This window comes from Tetragenococcus halophilus, from assembly GCF_001712815.1.
In the GTDB taxonomy this organism is placed as follows: domain Bacteria; phylum Bacillota; class Bacilli; order Lactobacillales; family Enterococcaceae; genus Tetragenococcus; species Tetragenococcus halophilus.
In genome coordinates this window covers 583,410-596,697 of the sequence record NZ_CP012047.1, presented here as the reverse complement: position 1 = coordinate 596,697, position 13,288 = coordinate 583,410, and the positions used below count along the sequence as shown (strand labels likewise).

14 protein-coding genes are annotated in these 13,288 nt (G+C 36.6%); 3 read left to right on the top strand and 11 right to left on the bottom strand.

Going from position 1 to position 13,288, the window contains the following annotated elements:
• Position 1: 1 nt before the first annotated feature.
• Positions 2 to 1,336, bottom strand: a complete 1,335-nt coding sequence (locus tag AC806_RS02750; RefSeq protein WP_061841267.1) for a family 4 glycosyl hydrolase — start codon at positions 1,334 to 1,336, stop codon at positions 2 to 4.
• 144 nt (positions 1,337 to 1,480) lie between these two features.
• Here AC806_RS02750 and AC806_RS02745 point away from each other — a divergent pair, with 144 nt between their 5' ends.
• Positions 1,481 to 2,236 (top strand): MurR/RpiR family transcriptional regulator, encoded by a 756-nt coding sequence (locus AC806_RS02745; protein ID WP_061841255.1) that lies wholly within the window; start codon positions 1,481 to 1,483, stop codon positions 2,234 to 2,236.
• 146 nt (positions 2,237 to 2,382) lie between these two features.
• On the opposite strand, the gene AC806_RS02740 is transcribed toward AC806_RS02745, so the two are convergent.
• Positions 2,383 to 3,069, bottom strand: a complete 687-nt coding sequence (locus tag AC806_RS02740; RefSeq protein ID WP_069028733.1) for a FadR/GntR family transcriptional regulator — start codon at positions 3,067 to 3,069, stop codon at positions 2,383 to 2,385.
• A 117-nt stretch (positions 3,070 to 3,186) separates the two neighbouring features.
• Positions 3,187 to 4,491 (bottom strand): gluconate:H+ symporter, encoded by a 1,305-nt coding sequence (locus AC806_RS02735; protein WP_061841252.1) that lies wholly within the window; start codon positions 4,489 to 4,491, stop codon positions 3,187 to 3,189.
• A gap of 116 nt (positions 4,492 to 4,607) precedes the next feature.
• On the opposite strand from AC806_RS02735, the gene AC806_RS02730 reads away from it, so the two are divergent.
• Positions 4,608 to 5,969 carry an IS4-like element ISTeha4 family transposase gene (locus AC806_RS02730; protein ID WP_069028732.1) on the top strand — a complete coding sequence of 454 codons (1,362 nt, stop codon included), beginning with the start codon at positions 4,608 to 4,610 and terminating at the stop codon, positions 5,967 to 5,969.
• Between the two features lie 122 nt (positions 5,970 to 6,091).
• On the opposite strand, the gene AC806_RS02725 is transcribed toward AC806_RS02730, so the two are convergent.
• The 3 genes from AC806_RS02725 to AC806_RS02715 all read right to left on the bottom strand — a co-directional run bounded on the left by AC806_RS02725 (position 6,092) and on the right by AC806_RS02715 (position 8,295).
• On the bottom strand, positions 6,092 to 7,024 hold the full coding sequence (locus AC806_RS02725) for a DUF7973 family transport facilitator (RefSeq protein WP_061841082.1): 933 nt from the start codon (positions 7,022 to 7,024) through the stop codon (positions 6,092 to 6,094).
• Positions 7,025 to 7,328: 304 nt separating this feature from the next.
• Complete coding sequence (locus tag AC806_RS02720) at positions 7,329 to 7,802, bottom strand: RpiB/LacA/LacB family sugar-phosphate isomerase (RefSeq protein ID WP_069028731.1); 474 nt, start codon at positions 7,800 to 7,802, stop codon at positions 7,329 to 7,331.
• A gap of 22 nt (positions 7,803 to 7,824) precedes the next feature.
• Positions 7,825 to 8,295 (bottom strand): hypothetical protein, encoded by a 471-nt coding sequence (locus AC806_RS02715; protein ID WP_061841081.1) that lies wholly within the window; start codon positions 8,293 to 8,295, stop codon positions 7,825 to 7,827.
• A 194-nt stretch (positions 8,296 to 8,489) separates the two neighbouring features.
• Between AC806_RS02715 and AC806_RS02710 the strand changes: the two genes are divergently transcribed.
• On the top strand, positions 8,490 to 9,260 hold the full coding sequence (locus AC806_RS02710) for a DeoR/GlpR family DNA-binding transcription regulator (protein WP_061841080.1): 771 nt from the start codon (positions 8,490 to 8,492) through the stop codon (positions 9,258 to 9,260).
• Positions 9,261 to 9,342: 82 nt separating this feature from the next.
• On the opposite strand, the gene AC806_RS02705 is transcribed toward AC806_RS02710, so the two are convergent.
• The 5 genes from AC806_RS02705 to fsa form a co-directional block, all read right to left on the bottom strand.
• Complete coding sequence (locus AC806_RS02705) at positions 9,343 to 10,023, bottom strand: triose-phosphate isomerase (RefSeq protein WP_061841079.1); 681 nt, start codon at positions 10,021 to 10,023, stop codon at positions 9,343 to 9,345.
• A gap of 60 nt (positions 10,024 to 10,083) precedes the next feature.
• Positions 10,084 to 10,737 carry a dihydroxyacetone kinase subunit DhaL gene (dhaL, locus tag AC806_RS02700; protein ID WP_061841078.1) on the bottom strand — a complete coding sequence of 218 codons (654 nt, stop codon included), beginning with the start codon at positions 10,735 to 10,737 and terminating at the stop codon, positions 10,084 to 10,086.
• A gap of 25 nt (positions 10,738 to 10,762) precedes the next feature.
• Positions 10,763 to 11,755 carry a dihydroxyacetone kinase subunit DhaK gene (locus tag AC806_RS02695; RefSeq protein ID WP_061841077.1) on the bottom strand — a complete coding sequence of 331 codons (993 nt, stop codon included), beginning with the start codon at positions 11,753 to 11,755 and terminating at the stop codon, positions 10,763 to 10,765.
• A gap of 149 nt (positions 11,756 to 11,904) precedes the next feature.
• Complete coding sequence (gene dhaM / locus AC806_RS02690) at positions 11,905 to 12,309, bottom strand: dihydroxyacetone kinase phosphoryl donor subunit DhaM (protein WP_061841076.1); 405 nt, start codon at positions 12,307 to 12,309, stop codon at positions 11,905 to 11,907.
• Between the two features lie 119 nt (positions 12,310 to 12,428).
• Positions 12,429 to 13,085, bottom strand: a complete 657-nt coding sequence (fsa, locus tag AC806_RS02685; protein ID WP_061841075.1) for a fructose-6-phosphate aldolase — start codon at positions 13,083 to 13,085, stop codon at positions 12,429 to 12,431.
• Positions 13,086 to 13,288: the final 203 nt, after the last annotated feature.

Here is a 13,288-nt window from a genome sequence, read left to right as displayed (position 1 = left end):
GTCAATTCAACTCTGGCCAGTAGTCGCCATTTGCTTTAATAAAGTCATCAAGAATTTGCTTTGCCGGATCTGCTGAATAAACGGTTTGATTTAAAGTAAATGCCTGTAAGGCCTTTTGATAGGAATGTTCAAAATAAGCATCAACAAGTAGCTTTTCTGCTGCATTTTGCGCTTCCATTAATCCTTTATGAAAGTCATTGATTGCAAAACGCAAAGAAATTGGTTCAGCACCAGTTCGACCCACATAAGCAGGTACTTCTACCATCGCATCGTCACGCAAATTAGGAATCGCCCCTTTGTTAGGCACAATTAGCATAAAACGATCATGATTGTCATTTAAGATAGAAGCTGCCATATCCATAATATAGTTTCCGTGCTCGCCAAAATTAAAGTCCAGAATTTCCCCTTTTTCTTGTTCACGCACTTTCCGAGCCATCTCTTTCGTTTGTTTTTCGCGCCCATCCATAACAATATTTGCCCTTGTATAGTTAGGATCCGTATGTTCCACTGTTCGATTAGGATACAAATAATACTCTAAATAGTTATTTGGCAAGTATCCTGGAAAGTTTTTGGTCATCAAACGCATCATGTCCCATGCTTCTTGCCAAGTATCATCTCCTGCATTGAAATCAGCGACATGTAATCGCTCATTTTCTAAACGTTCAAGAATTTCGGGCAAAACATCACGATCGACAGATTTATCATAAATGGAAGTATACCATCCAAAATGATTTAACCCATAATACATTGGAATCCAGTTTTTACGATCGTAACCATAATTAGTCGCAATTGTTTCTTCAATTGAAATCGTCATATCACAAGCGTTTAACATTTTAACATCGGGAAAAGCTCGTCTTACTGCCTCCGAAACTAAAGTTTCCGGGTTTGTATAATTTAACAACCAGGCGTCAGACGCATAATGGTCCACATAAGATACAATCTCTAACAAACCTTTAATGGAACGTAAACCATAGGAAAAACCGCCTAAACCACACGTTTCTTGACCAACAAGACCATATTTCATCGGTATTTTCTCATCAAGTTCACGCATTTTCATTCCTCCAACGCGTAATTGCGAAAAAATAAAATCTGCGCCAGTGAAAGCTTCTTGTGCATCAGTTGTTTGATAAAGATCGACTTCATTTGACAGCGCTTCCTTTTTTAGCATATAACGAATAATCTCAAACATATCATCATTACGTGCTTCATCAATATCATAAAGGGTCAATGAAGAAAATGGGAAGCGCTCTCTGCTTGAAATCATTGCTTGAACAATTCCTGGTGTGTATGTACTCCCTCCTCCAGCAATAACAACATTTAAATGATTGGTTTTCATAAATTCTCCATCCTTTCCTTTTGATTCAACTTTATAGTAAAGCAAAAAACTAAAAACCCCAATCATTTTCAGTTATTTCAGTTGTCATTTGCTTTTTTGGTTTCAATTTCGTAAAATGAAAGTGATTTCAGGAGGGAGTTTATCATGCGCTTAGAAGAACGAATTAATCAAGTAAGTTCCTTTTCCAACATAGAATACGTACTGCTAGAATACATTATCTCTGCTAAAAGTAAAATCATTTACATGCAAGCCGCTGAATTAGCTAGTAATACTTACACTTCTCCTGCAAGTATTACTCGACTTTCAAAAAAGTTAGGTTTTAGTGGTTTCAACGAATTTAAATTCTTTTTAAAACAAGAAGTGAATGAGCGGAGAACAAATAAAAATAAAAGCTGGCAATTGTTACAGTCAGACATTGAAAAAACGATTCATTTAACCGAAGAAACAAATTTATTACCCATCAATCGATTAATCGCTGAAGCAAAAAATATTTTTGTGTTTGGAACAGACTGGGGTGAACACAATACTGCTGAACTTTTTGCCCGAAATTTCATGGCTCTTGATATCTATATGACTGTCATCCCCTCAATCACTGAATTACGCTGGGTCTCAGAAAAGGTTCAAAAAAATGACGTCATCCTCATTATTTCCTATAGCGGAGAAGGTAAAGATGTAACAGAAATCTCCCAACTTTTAAAGTTAAAAAAAGTAAAGATTATTTCTGTCACGCCTTTAACTAGAAATCATTTGTCTAATTTGTCTTCTCATAATTTATATTATCAAGCCACTCAACTCGAAGGTGTTTCTGATGATCCAAATGCCGAGTATAATTTATTTACTACCTTACATGTTGTATTAGACGCCTTGTTTCGAAATTATTTTGACAATTTTTATCAATAATAAGTTGCTCATAAAAATACCGACCTCCAAAGTTAGATTTTTGGTCTAACTTTTGGGGGTCGGTTCAGAAGTTTAGTCGCTTTTTTAGTCTGAACAATGATAAAAAACATTTTGTCTACAAGTATGCTTAGCATCATTAGTATTAACTAGCTCTCATTTTCATAATTTTCTTCTAATGGCTCGATCATTGACTTTATATGCATCTCCATTAGTTGCTTAGCTTCTTTTGCTTTATGGGTAGTAATAGCTGCTGCAATCAGTTGATGATATAGGGCAGCTTTTGTTCTCATTTGTGGTAGTGTATTGGTCATACGACGGCTTTCTATTTGGTATTTTTCAAGCGACTGCGTCATTATCATTAATGAGGGTTGTTCCGCGCCCTTTGAAATCATTTGATGAAATTTTAAATCGGTAGTTAGAAAGTTATCGCTCACCTTCATCTCACGATCTAGTTGAGAAGCTAGGTTTTGCAGATCTCTACATAGTTTGGGGTCAGCCTTCTTTGCGCAATAATACGCTTGTTCTGGCTCCACCAGCAACCGAGCCTTTAATATCGAAAGTAGCGATATTTTTCCTTTATGATCTATTGTATTCGAATACACAGCATTAGGGTCATTTCTTAAATAGATTCCTCTTCCATGTTCGATACTCACTACACCATGAATTTCAAGCGTACGCAGCACTTCTCGTATGATCGTTACACTAACATCCAATTTTTTTGCTAGTTGTTTCATCGTAGGAAGTCTTTGACCAGGTTTCCATGTTTTATTTATAATAAGCTTATTTAAGTTATCAAGAGTTTGTTGATAGACAGATGGTTTATTATTTTCCATGATCTCCTCGACTTTCGGCAATAAATTTATCATTATATTATCTTATTTGAATAAATTAATCTAGCTAATAAAAAACAATAAACAACGGCAAAATCAATTCAGACAGTTACAATTCATTTATACGAAAATAGATAGAGTCAATACAGATAACAGACCAACCACCCCAATAACACAAGTTAATGGCGTCCAAGCTGTAAAGGTTTCTTTTAGAGAAAAATCAAAATATTCTTTTACCATCCAAAAGCCTGCGTCATTCACGTGTCCACCAAATACACTACCCGCACCAACAGCAAGAACCATCAATGCTGGATTTGCTCCAGTAGAAGCAATGAGAGAACCCATTAAGCCGGCACCCGTAAGAGCCGCAACTGTTGAGGAACCAAGGCTTACACGTAAAATTGCTGTTACTAGCCAAGCAGCAAGCAATGGCGAAATATTTAGTCCAGAGAAAATACCAGAAATATAATCTGAAATTCCGCCAGAAACTAAAACTTCCTTAAAAGCGCCGCCACCACCAATGATAAGTAACATACCGGCAATTTGAACGATCGCATTTTCTAAGGTATCGCCTATTTCTTTCATACTAGTGTTTTGATGAATGCCCATCGTATATATAGCAAATAGTAACGACAACAACATAGCGAAATCTGGATTTCCAATAAAGTTAACAATTTGATAAACAACTGTCTGTTCAGAAATGATAAATTCCAAAATTGTTGAAAGGCCAATTAAAATAACCGGCATCATGGCTGTAAAAACACTAATACCAAACTTCGGGGTCTTATTTAAATCAAACTCTTCTACTTTGCCTAAAGCAGGAATCTCGTCTTTTACTTGATAAATTTGGGAGAACCTTTTTCGCAAAAATCGATTATATACCGGGCCTGAAATAATAACCGTCGGAATAGCTACAATGACACCATATAAAATGACTTGCCCAATATTTGCATTAAAAACGCCTGCGATAGCAGTTGGTGCAGGATGAGGCGGTATAAAACCATGCATCACGTTCAATGTGGCAGCCATTGGTATAGCCAACTCCATTAAAGGCATCCTTATCTCACGGGCGATAATAAAGATGATAGGAAGCAATACAACCAGACCGACTTCAAAGAACAAGGCTAAACCAATAATGAAAGAAGCCAAAATGACAGCGATTTGTATACGCTTATAACCAAATTTATCGATCAAAGTATGGGCAATCCGTTGCCCGCCTCCGCTATCAGAAACAAGTTTTCCAAGCATTGATCCCATACCAAAAATAATAGCTAGATCTCCTAATTGCGAGCCCAATCCATCAGTAATGGTTGTTGGAACTTCATCAAGAGGTATGCCTAGAAGCAAGGCAACAACAAAGGAAGTAATAATTAGTGAAACAAAAGTGTTAAGTTCTAACTTTGTAACTAAAACTTGAAAGTTCAAAAATACAGTTCATCCCTTGATAAATAAACGTTTTTTGATACAAAAATAGCATGAACGACTCAAAACTTGGTATAATAGAATTACCAAAAAACCAATAACCAAGGAGTGTTCATGCCATGTCAATTATAACACAAAAAACGTCAAATTCAGAAAAAATTTCTACCTCTGTGTCTGATTTTTTTCATCGGTTCCATGTAGCTTCTGCGTTGAAAAAATCAAACGCAGTCCATAAAAGGGGTTTTTCGGTTCCTGTTATTTTTTCTTTTTTATTGGCCTCGATCTTTACCAACGGTTCTACCTATCGGTTTTACCAAAAGCAGAAGGAACAATTGTCTTTTTCGGATAAGACCTTTCGCAATGTCTTGAATGATCCGCACATTCATTGGCAAAAATTACTGATCTTAGTGGCTAAATCCGTCATTACTTTCCTACGTCCATTGACGGGTGATGCCCGAAAAACCACATTTATCGTGGATGACTCCATGTATACCCGCTCGAATGCGAAAAAAGTGGAATGTGCCGCTTTACAATACGACCATGCCAAGAAAAAATATTTCAAAGGATTTCGTTATTTACAATTAGGCTGGAGTGATGGCAACAGCTTTGTCCCCGCCGCTTTTTCCTTGCTCTCCGGGAAAAGAAAGCTCCAATCTGATCTTGATATCGGGGACCAACGCACGAATAGGGGGAAACGTAAAGCTCAAGCGCTTCGTAAAGGCACAGAAGTGACACTGGAACTGCTTCGATCGGCTTTGAACCAAGGGATCCATGCGGATTATGTCTTATTCGATACTTGGTTTTCCAGTCCCAAAATGTTCCAACAGATCCGTGACCTGAAATGCCACTGCGTAGCGATGGTCAAACGTAGTCAAAAGATCTACTACCGTTATCAAGGCCAAAAGATGGATGTCAAAGAAATCTTCAAACGAAATAAAAAGCGCCGCGGTCGTTCTCGCTATCTTTTGAGTGTCCAAGTAGAAGCTGTCGTAGAAGGGAAAATCCTTCCCATTAAGTTGGTATATATTCGCAATCGCAATAAACGAAACGACTATTTGGTCTTAGCTTCGACCGATATCGATCTGACCGAAGACGAGATCATTCAGCTCTATGCTAGACGCTGGTCGGTGGAAGTCTACTTCAAGATGTGCAAACAATACTTAAAATTAGCCAAGTACCAAGGGATTTCTTATGACGGGATCTTTGCGCATACGACACTGGTAGCTATCGGTTATATGATCCTAGCGGTGCAAGAACGTGAAAGTAAAGACGACCGAACGCTTGGCGAGTTATTTTATCTTCTCATTGATGAGCTTTCCGAGCTTTCTGTATCGGAAGCCATTCTGCAATTACTCGTTTTATTCCAAGAAGCTTTTGCGGATGAATATGTTTTGGATGAAGCCGTATTAAATAACATTATCGAACAGTTCCTTGAAAAACTACCTTCCTCTATACAAAAACAGCTCAAGCAAGCAGGTTGAAGTTAATTTTGTGCATGAGATCCTTGGTATACCAAGGGATACGTATCGAAAAGTAGGTTTCAAGTTTTAGATATTAATAATACAGTACCATCTTAGAAATCGTCCCCTCCTGGATGCTAAAATTACACAAGTATTCCTAGAATAATAAAGCTCCAAAGTGCAATGGTAATCGCTGGCATATCAACATGGGTATCAACATGTGTGTTAAATAGACGTTCAACATATTCTCCGGTAATAACAGCAAATAATCCAAACAAGGCTGCTAACCATGGACTTGCAAAAGCAATCGCTGCATAACCTGCGACCATTGACACATGGTGAGACACAGGAAATTTTAATCCAAAATATAAGAAAATAAGCGACATTGCACTAATGGAAAACCCGATGTTATCAACACCCAATGCAATGGCAGTATAGCCAACGACTCCTGATAAAGCAAACCCCCAAAGTGCATTAAAAAGCATCATTTTCCCAGAAAAGGGGAAACGCTGTTCGTTTGAAGGAAACATCCCTGTTAAACCTGTATTACCAAAAACATAACGAGTAATCACTGCAAAAGTGGCTACCGTTAAAGCAACAGTATCGACTGGAATGTTCCAGATAACACCGTAGACATAATCTACAAACAGTCCCAAAATACCAAATAAACCACCCACAACAAGTACCAAGGGATCGGTTGTCTTAAAGAGTGGTACGGTAGCATCTGCTCCATCTACATGTCGATCGTCTTCGGCAAAAATTTTCTCTTTTTCTGGATGTTTTCCAAGGACTGTTTTCGCATTTACGGGGTTTTCAAGAAAATCTGCGTTTTCTAAACGCTTTTTACTTATCTTTCCAGCATATGCCGCCGCTGCTACTCCACCAACAAAGGCTACATGTGGACCAAAAAAGGGACCGAAAGCCACGGAGTCTAAAATCAGTGTGCTCCCTGATGCAACGGCTGTCGCTGCCCCAGCTAAACCTAAAAATCCGGTGAATATAAAAGCAGTTGTTCCTCCAATCAGTGCACCAAACACACCCCCACCAAAAGCAGCTAATATCGTAACTAAAGACATTTACATTCCTCCCGGACATTTTTTTGATTCTAAAAAATATTTACTAAGTAAGTAAAACTATATCTTTTCTATATCACTGAAACGCAAACCGATATGCATGCGCTTACAAAATGCTGATTTAACTTAAATGCTTTCAAAAATTAACCAGAATATTCTATTCATTGGATAGTTAAAAAGAGCACACCCAGTGAACGCAACAATGAACACGAAAAAGTGCGCTCTCATACCTTTTTCCTTATAACAAAAAGTCATAAATTTCGCTTACTGAAAACAAGCTCATTTTCTTCTAGCTGTAGTTAAAAATTTAGCAAGAGTGATTTTTAGCATATTCAACTTCTTCCTCTTCTCTTGCACTAATTTGATCAACCTTTCTTTCAGAATTTCCTCCGGCAAAAGTATTGGATAAATATTCCTTAGCTAATAGTTTCATAACATCAACGCCAATGATTTTCGCGCCAAAGGTAATCACTTGGGCATTATTGCTCATTTGTGCACGTTCTGCTGAGTATGGGTCATGAACTTGTGCTGCTCTTACTCCCTTAATTTTATTGGCAGAAATTGCCATACCTATTCCTGTTCCACAAATAAGTATTGCACGTTCAACTTCTCCATTTTTAACACCTGTAGCTGTATTAAAAGCAATGCCTGGATAGTCGACTGCCTCAGCGGAATAAGTTCCGTAATCTTTTACTTCATGCCCTAGTTCATCAATAACATATCTTTTCAACTCTTCTTTCGCTTCATAAGCATTATGATCTGCACCAATTCCGATCTTCATTATTTCACACTCCTTAAACAATTTACTTAGCCTCAAAATGAAGCACTTTTTTGTCCACTTCATCTAATAATACATCAACAGTTTTTCCAAAAATTTGATCTACTTCATATTTTTCAATATCCGCTTGATTAATATTAATCCCTAATAGTTCATCAACATAGGCTATATAATCTAATTTTCGATCAACTACAATTCCTGCAACATGACCACTTGAATTTTTAAATGACGCCGCTAAATCATAAAATCTACTGTTGCCATTTAACTCTGAATCAAAAACAATCAACAAATCTCTGTCAGTTATGTCACTCCTATTTTCGGAAAGAGGTAGCGCTTTAATAGAATCAAAAAAAGTAGCAATCCTTTTTGAGCTAACTGTGGTTAAAAAGTAGATTTTTTCCGCTTTGTTGACTTCGTCTGTAAAGCAGCCGATTTCTCTATGGACTGTGTTTCTTAATGTACGGTCAATCGCCTTATTGACATTATCCACACCCATCTTAATTCCCCTCCTTTTCCTTTCAGGTTCATTGTATATCATTGTCTATCATTTGTCTATCATTTAATATTTTTAATTATCATTTGTAATCATTTTATTTATAAAACAAAAATGGCAGATATTAGTTTTTACTTTTTCTTGTCAATCAATTATACTATTGTTAAGGAACTAAACTAATAAGGAGGTTGGAAATCTTGTTTACCGAAGAGCGCCATAAAAAAATAATTGATATAGTAAATAAAGAGAAAAGCGTTTCTGTTAAAGACTTAACTAATTGGCTAGCTTTCTCTCCCGCTACTATTCGCTCGGATTTGAATTTTCTTAACAAGCAAGGTTTGTTAATACGAACACACGGCGGAGCAACTTCCTTAGATGAAAAAACAAATAATAAAAGTTTAAACATCAACTTTGGAATTAGGGAAAAAGAAAACCCTGCTGAAAAAGCAGAAATTGCAAAAAAAGCTTTTCAATTTGTAAAAGAAAACAGTTGTATTATTTTGGACGCTAGCTCGACATCACTTGAATTAGGCAAGCTGATTAATGAGACAAATATGCGCCTAATGATTTTAACTAATGGTTTAAATGTTTCCAATATTTTAAAAAATAATTCAACTATCACAACCATTTTAATAGGCGGAGTTGTACAAGGTAACTCAAATGCAATTCAAGGAACGTTAGGAGAATCTCTACTGCAAAAATTAAATGTCGATGCTGCTTTTTTCTCTGCTCATGCGTTTAATATGGGAGAAGGATTAACGGACTTTAATTTATATGAAGTAGATCTAAAAAAAATAATGGTAAAACATGCCAAAACCGTTTATGCTTTACTTGACCATTCGAAATTAGAAAATTCCTCGATTGCTACTTTTGGCAGTCTAGTTGATATTGATTATTTTATAACAGATTCAAAAGCTGACTCAAAAGTAACCGATAGCTATAAAAAAGCAGGCTTGACTGTTCTGTAGCATGACTCTACATACAATTTTTCACTCATTTGAAATTGTATGTAGAGCTTTTTTACTTACAACTAAATGTCTAATTACATATTTAAGTCTTATACTTAGCTGTCGCTTCGATCATTTTTTTCAAAACTATAGAAGGATTTTTAGCAGTTGTAATACTACTAGTTGCACCATTAGCATCTGACCCTAACTCCAAGTTTCGCTTGATGTCCTCGCTTGTACTAACCCCTGCGCCTTGCATTACATAAATCTTCTGATTTGTTTTTTTAATAGCAGATATTGTTTCTTTTATATAATCATCTGAGCTAACTGTGCCTGAACCAATCAATTCAGTCGGTTCGCAAAGAATGATTTCTGGTTCAAGAAGTGCCACCGCTTTAGCTTCATTATAACCACTGGCACAAACAATGGTTACCATGTCTAATTCTTTTGCTCGTTTAATTGTCTTTTCCAAAACCGAGTAATGCAGTGGATACTCTGCATGATTTAATACACAAGCACGGGCTCCAGCAAAGAACAGTGATTCAGGTAAGGTTGCACCCATACCACGACCAGGATCAAGGACATCCATATGCTGAGCTGTTATTACTATATTTTCTGTTATTTCATTCACGATTTTTATTTCTGCAAAAGGGACCGTCACAAAAACATTAATTTCATACTGCTCTGCTAATTGATCCGCATATTTAGCTAGTTCATATAGCTTCTCGCCATAAAGATATGACTTAGGATTAAACATAAAAAAGGGCGCCCGTATTTTTTTCATTTTAACCAACCTCCTAAAAAAGAGACACAAGGGATGTTATACCCACTCATGCCTCTTTCTTTAACTTATTTTTTGTGATAGATGATCTGCTAGCACTTTTAACAACATTTGGGAAGATTCTGCTCCTGGATCTTTATAGCCAATTGCCCTGTCACCTAAACGTAGTGCACGTCCCTTTTTAGCAACCATAGGTATAGTCGACTCTGCTCCTTCTTGCATTTTTACTTCGAACTCATTTAAAGTTTCTGTAGTTATCGTTGCTTTATTTTCAGCCAGTACTTGTTTACCTGGTTCTAATGCATCTACCATTGTTTTTTCGCCAACGGTTGCTTTACCCCGGCTTTCGATTCCTTCAATACCCTGGATGATCATCTCGGCCAATTGTTCACTCGTTACTTCTGTTTCTTCTGTTAATGGACTTGCCATTTTCATAAACAAAGTACCATACAAAGGACCTGAAGCTCCTCCAACTTTTCCTAAAAGAGTCATACCAACCTTTTTTAAAAAGCCTTTTATGTCTGTATTGCTCAAGTCAGTTTCATCCATATATTTTTTTATTGCTCGAAAACCTATACTTAAATTAATACCGTGATCACCATCGCCAATATCAGAATCCAATTTAGTCCAGTAATTTCGGTTTTCTTCAGTAAGTTTCCCCATATCTTCAATTACCTTTATAAAAAAATTTAGGTCTAACATGACATCACTAGCCATTAAAGTTCCTCTTTTCTTCAATTATTTATTGTTTCATATATGGAGTATCACAAGGAGCAGACAATAGTTCATATAATTCATCATCTAAATGAACCAATGTAACAGACATCCCCACCATGTCCATAGAGGTTGAGTAGTCACCTACCCAGGAGATTTTAATGTTAATATCTTTTTCTTTCAAGGATTGATCAACTCTACGATAACAAATATATTGATCCATTAATGGCAATGCGCCTAACCCATTAACCAGAACTAAGACATCATCGCCATTGGCAATGTTAGAATCTTCTAAGATATGTTCCAACAATTCATTTACAATTTCATCAGCAGTTTTTATTTGGGAAACACCCATACCTGGTTCTCCATGAATTCCCATACCGACTTCCATATCCCCTTCTTCCATATGAAAAATCGCTTCACCAGTAACTGGTAAGGTAGATGAAGAAAGCGAAACGCCCATCGAATAGGTGTTATCATTAGATTTTTGGGTAACTCTAACCACTTCATCTAAATCATAACCTTTTTCTGCTGCGGCTCCAGCTACTTTAAACGTTGTCACGTCACCAGCAATTCCTCTGCGCTCTGTTTTTTCAGTTGAAGAAGCCACGTCATCAGTAGAAAGCACAGTCTCCACATGAATTCCATCATCTCCTGCCATTTCTGCCGCCATATCAAAATTTAAGACATCTCCTTGATAGTTGCCATATAAGAAGATACATCCCATTCCTTGATCGACTGCCTTCACTGAATTGTAACAAGGTTCTGGCGAAGGAGAGGTGTTGATATTTCCCATTACCGAAGCATCCGCAAAGCCTTCTCCTACATATCCCAAGAATAAAGGCTCATGGCCGGTACCTCCTCCAACGATTACTCCTACTTTTGGTGTTTCAGATAGCTTATTTCTTACTAATACTCGTTTATCGTCGTCCAATAAATGAACAGTATCTTTATGCGCAGCTTCATAACCTTCTAACATTTCTTCGACTACGTCATAACCATCATTTATAATTCTTTTCATATTTCTGATCTCTCCCCATTTTAATTTACTTTCAAAAACTGCGCTGATTTGGTGGTAATTTTACAAGGCCTTTTACACTATTGAACATACCTTTAGTTGTGTAATTTCTCATTATCTAAAAAAAGAGTGAGCGGTTACAATTTTTTGTATTACATGACAAGAGAAAATTCTTCATCCAATTCTTGCATAACTTCTTCGCCACTTTTTCCAATGGAAGCTTGGACACTAGCACAAAAAGCACCATCTATTAGTGGTACATGGACAATCTTAACTTTTTCTTCCATTTCAGGCTCACATAATTCTTGTGCCATTTCAGCACTCAGATAAGCACTCCCCATATCACAAAAAATAAAGATATCTGAGCAGGCGTTACATTCTTCTATCTTTTCGAAAATGGTAACGCCGCTCGTTCCCAGACGACCATCTTCTGTTCCGCCTGCCGTCTTTAATAATACGTATTCATTTTCAGAACCAATATTTACCATCTCTTTTATCATATCTAGTAATCCTTCAACAATTTTACTACTATGCGAAACCAAGATAATGCCAATCATATTTATCTCCCTTCTACTACAAAAAAGTTGGTATCCATTTGAAACTAGTTTGTGACTATACATTTCCTCACTTTAAGGAGCAATCATTCTAACCCTAAAAATATCAACAACTAGCCAAATTATTGTTTCATTTTTTTCTCGTATGTTTCCCAATCTTTTAAGAAGTCATCGATTCCTTTATCAGTTAGTGGATGGGACCATAATTTAGGGAAGATTGAACCAGGAATTGTCGCAATATCAGCACCCGTTAAGGCAATACTTTCTAAGTGTTGTAGATGACGAACGCTTGCAGCAATAATCTCAGTTTTGAAACCATAGCTTTCCATCACTTGTTTTAATTCACTCACTAACTCCACTCCATCTTTTCCAATATCATCTAAACGACCAATGAATGGGCTGATAAATGACGCGCCAGCTTTAGCTGCCATCAAGCCTTGAGCGACAGAAAAAATTAATGTCACATTCGTCTTAATCCCTTCTTTTGCCAAAGTATAAACCGCTTTTAGTCCTTCTTCTGACATTGGAATTTTGACAACAACATTATCTCCCCATGCCGCCAATTTCCGCGCTTCACTAATCATTTCTTCTGCTTTTAAACCAACAACCTCAGCACTTACCGGACCATCTACAAAACCAGCTATTTCTTGGATAACTTCTTTAAAAGGACGTCCTTCTTTGGAAATCAATGTTGGATTGGTGGTAACACCATCAACTAAGCCTAATTTTTCCACTCTTCTAATCTCTTCTACATTTGCAGTATCCAAAAAGAATTTCATCGTTGTTCTCCTTTTTTTATTATTTGAAAACAGCTGCAGGCGATAGACAGCGCTTTCTTATAGTACTTTCATCATACAATTAATAGCAAAAATTGTCAATATTTATTATTTAGTATTGTTTTTTTAATTGGATAACTTACTTTTTTGTTTTATTAAAATACTATTTTGTCGGAAATGGAAGAATATTCTATATTATTCGTCAT